This window comes from Flavobacterium plurextorum, from assembly GCF_002217395.1.
In the GTDB taxonomy this organism is placed as follows: domain Bacteria; phylum Bacteroidota; class Bacteroidia; order Flavobacteriales; family Flavobacteriaceae; genus Flavobacterium; species Flavobacterium plurextorum.
Genome location: NZ_MUHD01000014.1, coordinates 363879 through 380097, shown reverse-complemented (window position 1 = coordinate 380097; position 16219 = coordinate 363879). Strand labels below are relative to the sequence as shown.

Genomic DNA, 16219 nt, shown 5'->3' with positions numbered 1-16219 from the left:
TTCTTTAATTAAAATGTTACTGTAACAATTGCCTCTTTAATTTCTGTATAAGGTATTTGTTGCTCTTTTTGAACTGTTTCTTTTCCTTTTCCTATTTTTTTCGGTTCTCTTGCTTCCCAAGACAAAATTATAAAAACATCGTTAGCTTCTACTAATTCTGCTTCAATTTTTTCAGTATTTGTAGTAACAATCAATGTTCTACCAATATTTTTCTTGTATTGTCTTACCAATTTCAAAGGAGACCCTACTCCAACTGATGCTACTTCAAGAGAAAAATCTTGCTCTTCACGATCCAAGTTATTCTCAATTGCTCTACTAATATCGATGCAATCCTGCAGCGCCACTCCTGTATCACCATCTAAACCTACACTAATTTTAAAAGCATCAGAAACAGCCAAATCAATCAAAAAGATTGACGGCTTTTCTAAAAGAGCCTCCGCAATTAATCCGTTTACTTTTTCTTTAAATGTCATAATTTTATAAAAAGAGGGGACACTTAGTCCCCTCATTATTTAGATTTTAATAAATAACGGTGCAAATATAGTGATTTTTTTATAAATCAAAATAAATAGATCGCTCTAAAAACATTTCTTATCTTTATAGAAGCATTAATTTAACAGAATTTCTCATTATTTAACCCAAAAACCATGAAACAAATTCTAGTACCTACTGATTTCTCCGAACACGCAGAAGACGCCTTAAAAGTCGCTGCACAAATTGCTAAAAAAAACAACTCCGAGATCATCATCCTGCATATGCTTGAACTTCCAAGCCAAATGAACGATGCCATTTTAGGTGGCACCAGCATCCCAGAAACCATGCTTTTCATGAAAAAAGCAAACGAAATGCTGGATGAAATTTCATCAAAACCATATTTAGACGGAATTCAGGTGACTGAAATTGTAAAAATGGACAGACCAATTCACGGAATCACTCAAGTAAGCAAAGATCATAATATAGATTTAATTGTAATGGGCTCTCATGGCTCTTCTGGAGTCGAAGAACTACTAATAGGCTCAAATACTGAAAAAGTAGTACGCAATTCTGACATTCCTGTTTTGGTAATCAAAAAAGACATCAAAGCTTTTAACACATCAAACATTGTATTTGCATCTGATTTTTCAGAAGAAGCAAAAAAACCATTCAAAAAACTCCTTGACTTCGCCAAAACATTCCAATCAAAATTACATTTAGTTACAATTTGCACACCAAACAGCTTTAAAACTACACACGCAGCAGAAAAAGCTATAACTGATTTCATCACAGAATTTAACCTCACTGATTACACTACAAACATTTACAACGACACAAATATCGAAAAAGGAATCATAAACTTTTCAAACAAGATAAACGCAGATATTATCGGAATGTGCACACACGGAAGAACTGGTTTTGCACACTTTTTTAACGGAAGCATTAGCGAAGGCTTAGTAAATCATGCCGTAAAACCCATTATCACACTTAAAATCTAGAGCCAAACCTCAATCACACACAACATCTGGATTTACTCCATAAAAAAAGCCTCTCAAACGAGAGGCTTTTATGTTGGTCTACTAGGACTCGAACCTAGAAAGACTGCACCAAAAACAGTTGTGTTACCATTACACCATAGACCAATAATGCTGTTAAGCGGGTGCAAAATTAAAACTTTATTTAGTTTATGCAAATTTTTAGAGACATTTTTTTTTTGCATAAAAAAAAAGCCTCTCAAACGAGAGGCTTTTATGTTGGTCTACTAGGACTCGAACCTAGAAAGACTGCACCAAAAACAGTTGTGTTACCATTACACCATAGACCAGCAGTGCTGTTAAGCGAGTGCAAATTTAAGGCTTTATTTAATTTGCGCAAGCTTTTTCATCAAAAAAAATCATTTTTTTTTGATTTTTTAACTTTACAACCTCCCAAAAGACTAGAAACAACTCATATACAACAAATTACTTTCAATAGATACTTTTATAGAATTTTTTGTTAATGCTAGTTTCTTTACACAAAAAAACATTTTCTTTGTAGGATTAAAAATATACAAAATTATAACACCTAAATATGGCACAATTCAATTTCAATAAATGGAATACAATTATTGGTTGGTTTGCATTTGCAATCGCTTTAATCACCTACACATTAACAGTTGAACCTACCATGAGTTTTTGGGATTGCGGGGAATACATAGCCACAGCGGCAAAATTAGAAGTGGGTCATCCGCCAGGAGCACCTTTATACCAAATGATGGGAGCGTTTTTTGCAATGTTTGCTACAGATGCACAGCATGTAGCTTTAATGGTAAATATGATGTCTGTTTTTTCAAGTGCATTTACAATACTATTTATGTTCTGGTCATCTTCTATGATTTTAAAGAAAATTGTAGCTCGTTTTGCCGAAATTGATCAAAACAATTCTATTGTAATTCTAGGAAGTTCTTTTGTAGGAGCATTAGCTTACACTTTCTCAGACAGTTTTTGGTTCAATGCTGTTGAAGCCGAAGTATATGCAATGGCTTCATTACTTATCGCATTACTTTTCTGGCTGGGCTTACGCTGGGAACAAGATATGGACAAACCAAAAGGAAACAAATGGCTATTAATCATATCTTTAGTTGTTGGACTTTCGTTTGGAGTACACTTTATGGCGTTACTAACGATTCCATCAATCGGGTTTCTTTATTATTTTAAACATTACGAAAAAGTAACGATTAAAAACTTCCTTATTGCAAATGTTGTTGTAATTGGAATTTTATTATTTATTTTCAAATTACTTCTGCCTTTAACAATGGCATTCTTTGGTAAAACTGAAATTTTCATGGTAAACAATATGGGATTACCATTTAATTCAGGAACCATTTTTGTTGTTTTAATACTTATCGCATTCTTTTATTTTGGTTTAAAATTTACCAAACAAAAAGGTTTGATTTTTTATAACACTATTATACTTTGCATCTTATTTATATTAATAGGTTTTTCAACTTGGATGATGCTTCCTGTACGCGCAAATGCAAATACAGTTATCAACGAAAACAAACCATCAGATGCTGCCGAAGTTTTAGCTTACTATAATCGTGAGCAATATGGCGTAAATCCATTATTCTACGGTCCTCAATACACTGAAGTTTTTGCTGGTCTGGATGCCAAAAATCCATACTTAGACAAAAAACCTAACTACGAGAGAGACGATAAAACTGGTAAATATATCATTACCAATAATTACAAAAACGCTGATCAAAATTCAGATGATAATCAGAAAACGATTCTGCCAAGAATGTGGAGTACTGAAACAGGACACATTCAAAACTACATCAGCTTTACAAATCCGCCTAAGTTCAAGATCAACCCAAATTATAATTACGAAGAGGATTTAGCAAAATACGGAATTGATGCCAGCCAATTAAGCGAAGACGAATACAACAAAGCAACTGCTCAATTAAGAAATGAGGTTGAAAAAACCATTTCTGAGTTTAGACATGCGTATGCCCAAAAACAAATTGACAACGAAGGCTATGTTAAATTCTTAAACAGCTATAAAGATTACTTAATAATTGAGAAACCGTCTACTGTTGACAATTTCAGCTTTATGTTCGAATATCAATTTGGATATATGTATTGGAGATATTTAATGTGGAACTTTGTTGGACGCCAAAGCGATGTTCAAGGAAAATACGACAATTTAGACGGAAACTGGATCAGCGGAATCAAAGCCCTTGACTCGCTACATTTAGGATCTCAAGATAATTTACCATCTGACGTTTTAAACAACAAAGGAAGAAATGTTTACTTTTTCCTTCCTTTCATTCTAGGTTTAATTGGATTAATGTATCATGCAAACAAAGACCTTAAGAGCTTTTATGTGCTTTTAGCATTGTTCTTATTTACAGGAATTGCATTAAAAATTTACTTGAACGAAAGGCCTTTTGAACCTCGAGAAAGAGATTATGCTCTTGTAGGATCATTCTATGTCTTTGCAATTTGGATTGGATTTGGAGTTTATTCTTTATACGAAAGTATCCAAAAATATATCGCTCCAAAAATTGCAGGACCTATTATTATTGCTGGAAGTTTATTAGCAGCTCCTATTTTAATGGCTTCACAAAACTGGGACGATCACGATAGATCAAACAGATATACTGCTGTTGCAATGGCCAAAGCATACTTAAGCTCGTGTGATAAAGATGCTATTTTATTTACAATTGGAGACAACGACACCTTCCCTCTATGGTACGCCCAAGAAATTGAGCACTTTAGAACAGATGTGAAAATTGTAAATACAAGTCTTTTCATGACAGATTGGTATATTGATCAAATGAAAGCAAAATCATACGAATCAGATCCTCTGCCTATATCATTTACACATGAGCAATACGTTGGAGACAAACTAGATTACGTGGCTCATATTCCAAAAATAGAAACACGCTGGAACATTACGGATTTTATTGATTTTATTAAAAACCCTAAATCAACTGTAGGCTTACAGAATGGACAAACAATTCATTTTTACCCAACAAACAAAATTAGAGTTAACATTGATAAAAATGTCATCATTAAAAATAAAGTTGTAAATCCTAAATACAATGACTCTATTGTTCCTTACATGGACATAGACATTAAAGGAAGCGCAATCTATAAAAACAGATTAATGATGCTTGACATCTTAGCTAACAACAACTGGAAACGACCAATTTATTTTAGTGGAGGTGCTTTTGATGATGAAGATTATTTATGGCTGAAAAACTATTTACAGTTAGACGGAATGGTTTACAAATTAGTTCCTATTAAAAATGTTCCATCAAAAGATGGCGGACCAATGGACATGGGACAAATTGATGCAGATAAAATGTACAACATTGTAATGAAATGGGACTGGGGTAACAGCGAAAGCGAGAAAATCTATCACGATCCAGAGACTAGAAGAAACAGCATTACTTATAGAACAAATTTATCTCGTTTAATGAATCAGCTTATTGCAGAAGGCAAAATTGACAAAGCTAAAAATGTTATCAATTTAGCTATTACAAAAATGCCATTAGATAAATTTGGCTACTACTCTTTAGTCGAGCCATTTGCCGGCGGATATTACAAAGTAGGAGAAACAGCTAAAGCGCACGATTTATTAGAAAAACTAGTAAATAAATACAGAGAAAATCTAGACTACTACAAAACTTTGAGCGGTTCAGATCAAACAGATTTAGCTATTGACATCATCACTGATATTGAGCGATACAGAAGCTTACTGCAAGTAATGAAAGAAAACAACGATAAAGCTTTTTACGAAAAACACAAAACGACTTTTAACACATATGTAAATATTTTTGAGCGCTTTGGGCGTGAAAAAGAATAATATACGAAAAATATATTAATTAAAAAAATGCAGTACTGCTTGATAAACAGTGCTGCATTTTTTAAATTTACTTATCTCTAAATAAGTTAACAATGAGCTTTTATTGGGTAAAAACTAATTCATTCATAAAAACGGTGTTTTCTAAATATTGTTGGGACATTCCAAACAACGAAAAGAAAATATACCTAACCTTTGATGATGGCCCAACTCCAGAGATTACAGATTGGGTACTAGCCGAATTGAGAAAGTTTGATGCAAAAGCTACCTTTTTTTGTATTGGAAAAAACATTAAAGCCAACTTATCCTTGTTCGAAAAGCTTATAACCGATGGACACAGCATAGGAAATCATACCATGAACCATGTAAATGGCTGGAAAAGTAACAACGATGATTATATTGAGAATGTAAAAAACTGTGCGGCCATTTTAGAAGAAGAAAAAACATGCAATTTATTATTTCGTCCTCCTTATGGAAAAATAAAAAAAGCGCAATCTAAAATTTTACGAAAATTAGGCTATAAAATAATTATGTGGGATGTTTTGAGCGCGGACTTTGACCAAAGTATTACTCCTGAAAAATGTCTTGAAAATGTTACAAAAAATGTAAAATCAGGAAGTGTAATTGTATTTCATGACAGCATAAAAGCCTCACCAAATTTAAAATTTGCTCTCCCAAAAACATTACATTTTTTAAAAGAAAACGGATATAAGTTTGATATTATTCACTAAATAATATCACAATCGTAACTTTTAAAAATCAAATTGATCTTGAACAATACCAATAAGCGTATTGGCGTCAAGTTCTCCAGACTGTCTCCAGATCATTTGCCCTTCTTTATAAATCATCAATGTAGGCAGCCCTTTAATTCGCAATGCCTCAGCTAATTCTTGATTTTTATCTACATCAATCTTAATTACCTTAGCTTTGTCGCCTAGCGCAGCCGCAACATCCTTAATAACTGGATGCATCGATACTGATGATTCGTTCCAATCTGTGTAAAAGTCAATTAACACTGGAACCTGAGCATTTATAAGTTCTCCAAATTTTGACATAAAACCAAAAATTTAATTCTTTTAATCTAGTTAAAAAAGATAATTAATACAAATGTAGCATTTTTAACGAATTAAGCCTCATTGTTCCCCTTTTTTAGTTCAATGACCGTTATTTCAGGCATAATTCCAACTCTTCCAGGGTAGGCATGAAAACCAAACCCGCGGTTAACATAAACGTATCTTTTAGACTCTTCGTATAAACCTGCCCATTGTTTATAAATATACTGAGCGAGACTCCATTTAAAATATCCCGGAATCTCAATTCCAAATTGCATGCCATGAGTATGACCAGACAAGGTTAAATGAAAATTCTTAGGATGTTTTTTTACTTCATATTCCCAATGACTAGGATCGTGGCTCATTAAAATCTTGAAATCATCTTGATTTACCTGTTCTGAAGCTTTATTTAAATCTCCAGCTTTCTTAAAATTTGCTCCCCAGTTCTCTACGCCAATTAAAGCAATTTTATCATCGCCTTTCTGAATATATCTATGTTCATTTAGCATTAATTCAAACCCAATTTGACCATAGAGATTTTTTATTGCCTCAAAATTCTCCTTTTTTTCCTTTTCGGAAGACCAAGCTACATACTCGCCATAGTCATGATTTCCTAAAACCGAAAATTTACCATATTTATAATCCTTAATACGATTAAATGTTTCCAACCAAGGATACATTTCTTTAGCATGAGTATTTACGATATCACCCGTAAAGAGAATCATATCAGATTCCTGCTCATTTATCAAATCAACAGCATAATTAATCTTTTCAGGATTATCAAAACTACCACTGTGAACATCTGAAATCTGAGTGATTTTAAAACCATCAAACGCATCTGGCAGATCAGGAAAAAAAACAGTTTGTTTGATTACCTTAAAATTATATTTCCCTTCAAATATTCCATAAATCAAAGATAAAAAAGGCACTGCAGCCAATCCTAATGCGATCTGACTTACAAACTTTCGTCTGTCCGGCATCATTTCCTTACGAGGCGCATTATAAATAAAGTAATTCACGATACTTGCGCCAATTCTAAAAATGTCTTCACTAAGTAAAACTAATGTAATTACAATTTTTGGCACATAAATAAGCAGCATCAAACCTGTTGTAAACATAAACTGTTTGGTTTGACCAACTGACCGATCTACTTGAGAAAAAGAATACAGAATAAATGCTAGAAGCAAAAAACTAATAATCTGATAGCTTATTAAAACCCATCTTAACTTAATAAGAGTGCGAAAGGCTTGGTAGGAATAAAATTCAAGAAGCAGAAAAAGGACGCAAAGGATTATAAATTTAAGAATCATTAATTATAGTTTTAAGCAAAGTAACAAATAATGAAAATTTTATTGCTTTTTATTATCAAAAATTTAACTCAAACAAAAGCAAAAGCCGATAGATCACTCTATCAGCTTTTTTATTACAATTTTTTTCTAAAACCTCATGCAAAGCATAGGTTACTTCAGCAAATTAATGCCTTTTATTTTTTTGCTTTCGCTGCTTCTGGCTTAGCCGCTTCTGGTTTAGCTGCATCTGCTTTTACAGCTTTTTTATCCATTTTTTTGTCTTTTTTAGGAGCTTTAGCCTCTTTTACCGGTGCAGCTTTTGCTGGAGTTGTTTGAGCGTTTATCATAGCAGTTGTTCCTAGAACAGCAATTGCTAACATTACTAATTTTTTCATGATTGTTTTTTTTTGTGATTATTATCTCTTATTTATAACCCAAAGGTAAAACCGTAAAATGAAGACAACATGAAGTTTTATAAGTAAGAAAAACTTTAACAAATAATTAAGCTTTAACCGTTTCAGAGAAATATAAAGTAAAAATTGTTCCTTCATTTATGTTAGATATGACTTTGATTTCAATATGATGAAAAACAGCTATACTTTTTGCTATCGCAAGGCCCAGCCCCTGCCCTTCCTGATCAGAACTAACTCTGGCAAACCTATTGAAGATATTCTCGATTTGAGAAGCGCTCATCCCTATACCAGAATCTGCAATTGAAATAAAATATTGATTCCGTACAAAACCATCGCTGACTATAATACTTCCGTCTTGTTTATTATACTTAATTGCATTTGTTACCAAATTATAAATAAGAATATGAAGCAGGGTTTTGTTTCCTCTAAAAGCCAGATCATTCTTCATTTTATTTACAAATTGAATTCCTTTATCTTCAATTCGATCCTGTAAATCCTCCTCGACATCCTTTATAATTTCATAAAAATTAATTTCCTCATTAGCCTCATATTGATTGTTTTCTATTCTAGAAATCAACAGTAGATTATTGATGATTTTTTTCAGCATATCTAATGTCTTCAGCGAACCTGCTATTTTATCAAAAGCATTTTCATCTAAAGATTCATTCTGTAATAAATTTTCAAACCTGCTTTTAAGCAAAGCAATTGGAGTAAGAAGCTCGTGGGAAACATTCGAAATAAACTGTTTTTCTTTTTTAAAAAGTTCTGCAATACGATCCATCATTTGATTCAAAACCAAATCCAGCTCTCTAAAATCGCGGGATTTTGCCTTTATAGGCGTATGATCAAAAACTTCAGGTTCATTGACACGCCTTATTTTTGTATCAATGATTTTATAAAATGGTTTCAGTAAATACTCGATATAAACCGTATCGGCTAAAAAAGTCACCAAAAGAATAACAAACAAAACTATAATAATAAAAAACCTAATTATAAAAGTAAGATCATTTACCTCGCCAAGACTGCTGCCAATTTCAAGCTGATAACTTTCATTCCCAAAACTAAAATGATGTGTTAGAATTCTATATTCATTTTCTTCCCCTTCAATAATGCGAAACTCATTTGTAAAGGTTGTTTTTTTTTGATTGGGTATAATTGGAGCTTTCGAAAGAACTAAAAACTCACTGTGAAGTGTAGAAAACTGAGAATACGTTTCGGTCGAATCGCCTTCATTTTCGATAAAATCATTTATTTCCTGTTGATTTAGATGCTCTATAAACTTTTCTTTTTTCTCAATAAGACTATTATTGATATGTCTATAAACCACATTTTCGACTAAAATAGGAAGCATCAGCCACAAAATTAAAATCACCAACAAGCGTGTCAGTGCATTAAAAATCGCCAATTGGTGTTTTATCTTCACAACATTTATTTATTCATTAATACGATAACCCACATTTCTAACCGTTTCAAACCAATCTATTGGCGCATGTTTATCTAATTTTTTTCGAAGATTTCGAACATGAACATCAATAAAATTAGAATCTGAATTAACCTCCAGAATATCTCCCCAAATGTGTTCTGTCAATTGTAATCTCGTAATTACACGATTTTTATTCAAAACAAGATATTGAAAGATATCAAACTCTTTTTTAGTCAAGTTTATAGCAATTTCATCAAAACTAACTTTGTAGTCCTGAAGCTGCAGCAAAAAACCGTGTATACTTAAGTTATTCAAGGTAAAACCATGAATCCTGCGAATTACTGCAAACAACCTTGCTCCGAGTTCTGTGAGCGCAAAAGGTTTTGTCAAATAATCATCGGCACCTAAATGAAGACCATTAATTCGATCATCCAATTCCCCTCGTGCCGTAAGTACAATAACTGCAATTTTTGATTTTGTTTTACGAACTGCCTTTAAAACCTCAAAACCATCGCCATCCGGAAGTCCTAAATCAAGCAGCATTGCATCATAATCATTGCTATTAAATTCATCAAGTGCATCCATGCAGTTATTTGCAATTTTACAAACATAACCTGCATTGCAAAGAAAGTCGTAAACCTCTACAGCAAGCTCTTTATTATCTTCAACAATCAAAACATTCATAAAACAACTTTTAAGTGCAACTAAAATTAATCAATTATAAAAAATCAAGCGGCACATTATTAAAAAATTAACGAACAAAAAAAGCTGACAAATTTCTTCATCAGCTTTCTTCAACCGCATTCTCCACAATCATTAATCCTACTTTGCCTCCTTACAATCTTTTGAAGGCAAAACATTAGCAATGTTTATTTTTTCATAGTGGCACTTTCTTCTTTTGGAGTTTCAGCTTTTGCTTTTTTGTTTGATTTATGATGGTGTTTTGTAGCTTTCACCTCTTTTGCAGGTGCTGCCTGAGTTGGAGTTGTTTGAGCACTAACCATTACACTTGTTCCTAAAACTGCTGCTAATACAATAAATAAATTTTTCATGATTTCTAAATTTTTAAATTAATTACACTTGTTTTAATAATAACCTTATATATTTACTTTTTTACTTTTACTGTCTCTTCTTTTGGAGCTGTATTTTTTTCTGATTTTGTTTTTTTATCAGATTTATTTTTTTTGTGTTTTGTTGCTTTTACTTCTTTTGCAGGAACCGTTTTACCCTCTTTTGCAGGAAATGCATGAACCATTGCACTTGTTCCTAAAACTGCGACTAATAACATTAATAAATTTCTCATGATTTCTAAGATTTAATATTCAATTCCTTTTATTTTACAGATCAAAAGTACCCTCGTAAAATGAAGAGAAAATGAAGAAATCTCCGAATAAAAAAATTTTAACTTCACATTAACTTTTGCTTTTCTTACCATATAAGTTATATAAGCTAATTATAGATATTCTAGATCAAAAAAAATTTAGACACACTGCAGAAGCATGTATAGTATGCATGATGTTAAATTGAGCTTATATAACTTATATAGTGGAAAAAAAATCTTGTTAGTTTAATTTTTGAGACCTCAATTGTTTATTTTTACAGACTAATATTTTTTATATGTCAACTCAAAAACGCCTTTTTCTTCTAGATGCTTACGCATTAATTTTTCGTGGTTATTATGCCTTTATAAAAAACCCTAGAATTAACTCAAAAGGAATGGATACATCTGCAATTATGGGTTTTATGAACTCACTTTTAGATGTTATTAAAAGAGAAAAACCAGACCATTTGGCCGTAGCATTTGACAAAGGCGGAAGCCAATTGCGTAATGAGTTATTCCCAGAATACAAAGCAAATCGAGACGTTACCCCTGAAGCTATTAAAATAGCTGTACCTTATATATGTGAATTACTAAAAGCAATGCACATTCCGATTATCGAAGTTGCCGGTTTTGAAGCCGATGATTTAATTGGAACAATTGCTAAACAAGCCGAAAAAGAGAATTACAAAGTTTTTATGGTAACTCCTGATAAGGATTTTGCTCAATTGGTTTCTGAAAACATTTTCATGTACAAACCTGCTCGTATGGGTAATGGAATTGAAATTTGGGGTGTTCCTGAAGTATTAGAAAAATTTGAAATCGAACGTCCTGAACAAGTAATAGATTTTCTTGGTATGATGGGCGATGCTGCCGATAACATTCCTGGTCTTCCCGGCGTTGGTGAAGTTACAGCAAAAAAACTATTGAAAGAGTTTGGAACAATGGAAAATCTTTTGGCTAATACCGATAAGCTGAAAGGAAAAATGAAGGAGAATATTGAAGCCAATAAAGAAAAAGGTTTATTATCTAAAAAACTGGCAACAATTTTACTAGACTGTCCCGTAACTTTTGATGAGAATGATTATGAGTTAACGCGCCCTGATATTGAAAAAACAGATGCGATTTTTCAAGAATTAGAGTTTAGAAGAATGGCGGAACAATTTGATAACTTGTTTAAAACTGATGGAACACAAACTGCTCCTGCAGCTGCTCCAGATGCCAAATTATACAAAAAACCACAGCCAAAAAACGAAGAACAGTTTGACTTATTTGGAAGTGCTACCGCAGATGAAGATACCGAAACTACAAGAACCTCTTTTTACAGCACATTAGAAAACACACCTCACTCCTATCAAACTATTCAAGGAGATTTAGGAGTAAAACTGCTTTTACAGAATTTACAAAACCAAACTTCGGTTTGTTTTGATACCGAAACTACAGGAATCGATGCTTTGCATGCAGAACTTGTGGGAATGTCTTTCTCTTACGAAAAAGGAAAAGCATTTTATGTTCCGTTTCCCGAAAATCAAGAAGAAGCAAAAATATTAGTAGACAAATTTGTTCCGTTTTTTGAAAATGAAAACATCGAAAAAATTGGACAAAACCTTAAATACGATTTAAAGATTCTTTCGAATTATGGCGTTACCGTAAAAGGAAAACTTTTTGATACCATGATTGCGCATTATTTGATTAATCCGGATATGCGCCATAATATGGATATCTTGGCAGAAACCTACTTAAAATATTCTCCAAAATCAATTGAAACCTTAATAGGTAAAAAAGGAAAAAATCAGCTTTCGATGCGCGATGTTCCTCTTGAAGACATTAAAGAATATGCTGCCGAGGACGCTGATATCACTTTGCAATTAAAAGAAATCTTCACCGTAGAATTAGACAAAACCGAAACTAAAAAATTATTCGATGAAATCGAAATTCCATTAGTAAGCGTTTTGGCTGCAATGGAAACCGAAGGAATTCGCTTAGATGTTGATTTTTTAAATGCGATGTCTAAAGAAATGGATGTTGAAATCAAATCTTTAGAACAAAAAATATACGAAACGGCCGGAGAAAAATTTAATCTTGCCTCTCCAAAACAATTAGGAGATATCTTATTTGATAAACTTAAAATTGGCGGCGCAAAGCAAAAGAAAACCAAAACTGGTCAATATGCAACCGGCGAAGAAGTATTAACTTATTTAGCAAATGACAACCCAATTGTAAAACAAATTTTAGATTGGCGTCAAATGGTAAAATTGCAAAGTACTTACATCTTAGCTTTACCAGAACAAGTTGACAAAAAAACTTTACGTGTCCATACTGATTACATGCAGACTGTTGCTGCAACAGGACGTTTGAGTTCTAACAACCCAAACTTGCAAAACATTCCAATTCGAACAGAAAGAGGACGTCAGATTCGTAAAGCCTTTGTAGCACGCGATGAAAATCATACTTTAATCTCTGCCGATTACTCGCAAATCGAATTGAGAATTATTGCCGCTTTAAGTGGAGAAGAAAACATGATTAAAGCATTTCAAAACGGAGAAGATATTCATAAAGCAACCGCTGCAAAAGTTTTTGATGTAGCATTGGAAGAAGTTTCCCGCGAGCAAAGAAGCCATGCTAAAACTGTAAACTTCGGAATTATATATGGTGTTTCTGCCTTCGGATTAAGCAATCAAACTTCATTATCAAGAAGCGAAAGCGCCGCTTTGATCGATGCTTATTATAAAACTTATCCAAGATTAAAATCATATATTCAAGAACAGATTGATTCTGCCAGAGAAAAGGGTTATGTACAAACCATTTTAGGTCGCCGCCGTTATCTAAAAGACATTAACTCGGCAAATGCAGTTGTAAGAAGTGCAGCAGAACGAAATGCCGTAAACGCGCCAATTCAAGGAAGCGCTGCCGACGTAATTAAAATTGCAATGATTAACATTCATAAAAAATTACAAAACGAAAACTGGAAATCTAAAATGTTGCTTCAAGTACATGATGAGCTTGTGTTTGATGTGCACAACGACGAATTAGAAAAAATCCAACCCATGATTAAACATGAAATGGAAAATGCATTTAAACTTTCTGTTCCTTTAGAAGTTGAACTTGGCTTGGGTAAAGACTGGTTAGAGGCTCATTAAAAAAACAGCTATGAAACAGAAAACAATAATGTATTCTCTAGTTACAATAGCTGTCTTATTTATAATCTATCAAATCAATGTTAGCCTGGCTTTAGGCTTGGATACTTTTGTTATAAATCTTTTTCCCCGCAAAAAACTGCCAAGTGAATTTGCGGCTTATAAAAACTTATCTGAAGTTAAAAAATTTGGCAATCATGATGTATCATTATTTCAAAAAGGAGCTGAGTATTGTTATACTTTTCAGATACTTGAGATTGCTAATGATAAAATCATGGTTAAGGTAATTACCAAATCTGAACCTTATGATCACGGGGGAGGAAATACTGGTGATAATTACAGCAACACCTTATTTAAAATGGATTCTTTTGGGAAAGTTTTAGATACAATAAACTTTAAAACTTCCTCATCTGATCAATCTGAATTTGGCGAGATTGTTTTACTTAACAAGCAAATAGTAAACAAAGCCTTGCTTTATTACCAAACTTGGCCTGCAAATGGGGACAAAACAAAAAAAGCTTTTATTCCTGTAAATAAAGATTTAAGCTGGTCTGCTGAAAAATTATCGAAATATTATTACGATACCATTGTGCCAAATTGTATTTACCTTGAATCCTTTTATGCTTGGAGAGATGATTCAATACCATATAAAAAAAGAGAATCTATAATTTATTACGCAAATAACCATTGGTATGTAGTTTATGGTGCAAGTGAAGATATATATAATAATGCTCGAGATTTAAGCTCGGAACAGCATAAAAATATCAATGATGAAAATGTATTTCACACTATACCAAACGACAAAATAAAGGTTAGATATTATCAAAAATTAGAATATATTTCAAATATGGCAGGACAAACCCAGTCCAATAGTCCTTATACTTATTATTACTGGGATGGAATTGCCTATGTCAATATACCTTTTGAAAAAGATACGCTAAAATTTAAAAAAGAAGATATTTTCTTGGATGATTATAGCAACAAGGAAAATTCAATATATAGCACTACAAAAGACAACTGGACAGAAATGGAAAACGATGTGAATAAAAAATACAGTTATTATTCTAATCCTAATTTGAAGTTTACTTTAATTTCTGAGGACAAAAGCAAAAACTTGTACATTATCAGAAAAACAAAATAATATCGTATGAAAAAAATAGTTTTTATTCTCTGTCTGCTTTATTCCACAATTGTATTTTGTCAGGACACCTATTATCTGGAAGGAAGCATTGCAAAAAGTAAAATTTTCATGAAAATTGAGGTTTATAAAGATGGTAAAGAAACAAGTTTAAATGCTGTTTATTTTTATCAAAATTCACTAAAAGATATTCCGCTTGAAGCTGCTTTGAAAAATGATACTTATACCTTCTTTTTTAAACCAAATAATGTAATTACTGAAAAATTCTATTTAAAAAAATCAACCAATAATCGTTTTGAAGGATCATGGTACAATACTGCCGGAAAACAATTTCCGGTTCAATTACAACCTATCGATTTTTCAAATTACAAATTCAAACTTGACCGATATTATGCCGATGAAAAATTAAATCTTGTAAAATGTAAATTCCTGGAATTCAAAAAACAAAAAACCACAATTTACAACAACAAAGAATTTATCTGGTATTCTGAAAAACATTGTGATTCGGATTTCTTTAGATTAGGAAGTAATTTTTCAGAGAAAAACAAAGCTGTTATAAATCCAATTTTAGAAAATATCCACATTCAAACTACATTAGCACAACTTAACTGCTCCTCAAGTTTTGAGTATAGCGAAGGAAAAGGAATTGAAGGAAGAACGACCATAAATTTTCTCAATACAAACTTATTAGGCTTTGAAATGTTCTCATCGTATTACTGTGGCGGTGCGCATCCTGATTTTGGAGGAAGCGGTTATTTGATTGATCTAAACAATGGAAAAGACTACGAAATAGATGACATCATTGCATTTGATAAGAGTGTTACCACCGAAGAACAAAGTAATTTTGATAACTATTCAAAATACAGAAGCACTTATTTCGCTCCTAAATTACTAGCCGTACTTAACTCAGAGTTTCATTTCGAAAAACCAAAAAATGACGATGATGATCCTTGCGATTATACTAATGAAGAATATTGGGATTTTCCATCTTGGAGTTACACTGAAAAAGGTATAGAATTCACGCCAATCTTTTACAGAGCAGCAAGATCTTGTGAAGAATCTTTTTTAATTCCTTTCGAAAAATTAAAAAAGTATAAAAATCCTAAATTCCCATATTCCTTATAAAA

Annotated in this window: 14 protein-coding genes and 2 tRNA genes; 6 read left to right on the top strand and 10 right to left on the bottom strand. The window is 32.4% G+C overall.

Annotated features, from left to right (window positions below):
- Window positions 1–8 precede the first annotated feature (8 nt).
- A complete protein-coding gene (rimP, locus tag B0A81_RS08295) occupies window positions 9–473 on the bottom strand; it encodes a ribosome assembly cofactor RimP (RefSeq protein ID WP_164973666.1) in 465 nt (154 codons plus the stop codon).
- Window positions 474–647: 174 nt separating this feature from the next.
- Between rimP and B0A81_RS08290 the strand changes: the two genes are divergently transcribed.
- Complete coding sequence (locus B0A81_RS08290; protein WP_089057582.1) at window positions 648–1472, top strand: universal stress protein; 825 nt, start codon at window positions 648–650, stop codon at window positions 1470–1472.
- Between the two features lie 73 nt (window positions 1473–1545).
- On the opposite strand, the gene B0A81_RS08285 is transcribed toward B0A81_RS08290, so the two are convergent.
- Window positions 1546–1616 (bottom strand) — tRNA-Gln (locus B0A81_RS08285).
- A 111-nt stretch (window positions 1617–1727) separates the two neighbouring features.
- A tRNA-Gln gene (locus tag B0A81_RS08280) sits at window positions 1728–1798 on the bottom strand.
- 245 nt (window positions 1799–2043) lie between these two features.
- On the opposite strand from B0A81_RS08280, the gene B0A81_RS08275 reads away from it, so the two are divergent.
- Together B0A81_RS08275 and B0A81_RS08270 are read left to right on the top strand one after the other, a co-directional pair.
- Window positions 2044–5325: a glycosyltransferase family 117 protein gene (locus B0A81_RS08275; RefSeq protein ID WP_089057581.1), complete on the top strand. Its 3282-nt coding sequence runs from the start codon at window positions 2044–2046 to the stop codon at window positions 5323–5325.
- A gap of 92 nt (window positions 5326–5417) precedes the next feature.
- Window positions 5418–6053, top strand: a complete 636-nt coding sequence (locus tag B0A81_RS08270; protein ID WP_089052700.1) for a polysaccharide deacetylase family protein — start codon at window positions 5418–5420, stop codon at window positions 6051–6053.
- 21 nt (window positions 6054–6074) lie between these two features.
- Here the strand turns inward: B0A81_RS08270 and B0A81_RS08265 are convergent, their stop codons facing one another.
- The 7 genes from B0A81_RS08265 to B0A81_RS08235 all read right to left on the bottom strand — a co-directional run bounded on the left by B0A81_RS08265 (window position 6075) and on the right by B0A81_RS08235 (window position 10802).
- Window positions 6075–6377 carry a thioredoxin family protein gene (locus B0A81_RS08265; protein ID WP_089052699.1) on the bottom strand — a complete coding sequence of 101 codons (303 nt, stop codon included), beginning with the start codon at window positions 6375–6377 and terminating at the stop codon, window positions 6075–6077.
- A gap of 71 nt (window positions 6378–6448) precedes the next feature.
- Window positions 6449–7684, bottom strand: coding sequence for a metallophosphoesterase (locus B0A81_RS08260; RefSeq protein ID WP_089057580.1), 1236 nt, complete (start codon window positions 7682–7684; stop codon window positions 6449–6451).
- A gap of 173 nt (window positions 7685–7857) precedes the next feature.
- Window positions 7858–8058 carry a hypothetical protein gene (locus B0A81_RS08255; RefSeq protein WP_089057579.1) on the bottom strand — a complete coding sequence of 67 codons (201 nt, stop codon included), beginning with the start codon at window positions 8056–8058 and terminating at the stop codon, window positions 7858–7860.
- A 106-nt stretch (window positions 8059–8164) separates the two neighbouring features.
- Window positions 8165–9499, bottom strand: a complete 1335-nt coding sequence (locus tag B0A81_RS08250; protein ID WP_244281326.1) for a sensor histidine kinase — start codon at window positions 9497–9499, stop codon at window positions 8165–8167.
- Window positions 9500–9508: 9 nt separating this feature from the next.
- The gene (locus B0A81_RS08245; RefSeq protein WP_089057577.1) at window positions 9509–10183 is read right to left on the bottom strand and encodes a response regulator transcription factor; all 675 of its coding nucleotides are present in this window, start codon (window positions 10181–10183) and stop codon (window positions 9509–9511) included.
- 185 nt (window positions 10184–10368) lie between these two features.
- A complete protein-coding gene (locus B0A81_RS08240; RefSeq protein ID WP_089057576.1) occupies window positions 10369–10551 on the bottom strand; it encodes a hypothetical protein in 183 nt (60 codons plus the stop codon).
- Between the two features lie 53 nt (window positions 10552–10604).
- Entirely contained in the window at window positions 10605–10802 is a 198-nt protein-coding gene (locus tag B0A81_RS08235; protein ID WP_089057575.1) for a hypothetical protein, read from the bottom strand.
- Window positions 10803–11116: 314 nt separating this feature from the next.
- On the opposite strand from B0A81_RS08235, the gene polA reads away from it, so the two are divergent.
- The 3 genes from polA to B0A81_RS08220 are packed head-to-tail and all read left to right on the top strand — an operon-like array spanning window position 11117 to window position 16217.
- Window positions 11117–13957: a DNA polymerase I gene (gene polA, locus B0A81_RS08230; protein WP_089057574.1), complete on the top strand. Its 2841-nt coding sequence runs from the start codon at window positions 11117–11119 to the stop codon at window positions 13955–13957.
- Between the two features lie 10 nt (window positions 13958–13967).
- Window positions 13968–15095, top strand: coding sequence for a hypothetical protein (locus tag B0A81_RS08225; RefSeq protein ID WP_089057573.1), 1128 nt, complete (start codon window positions 13968–13970; stop codon window positions 15093–15095).
- 6 nt (window positions 15096–15101) lie between these two features.
- Window positions 15102–16217 (top strand): hypothetical protein, encoded by a 1116-nt coding sequence (locus B0A81_RS08220; protein WP_089057572.1) that lies wholly within the window; start codon window positions 15102–15104, stop codon window positions 16215–16217.
- The last annotated feature ends 2 nt before the right edge of the window (window positions 16218–16219 follow it).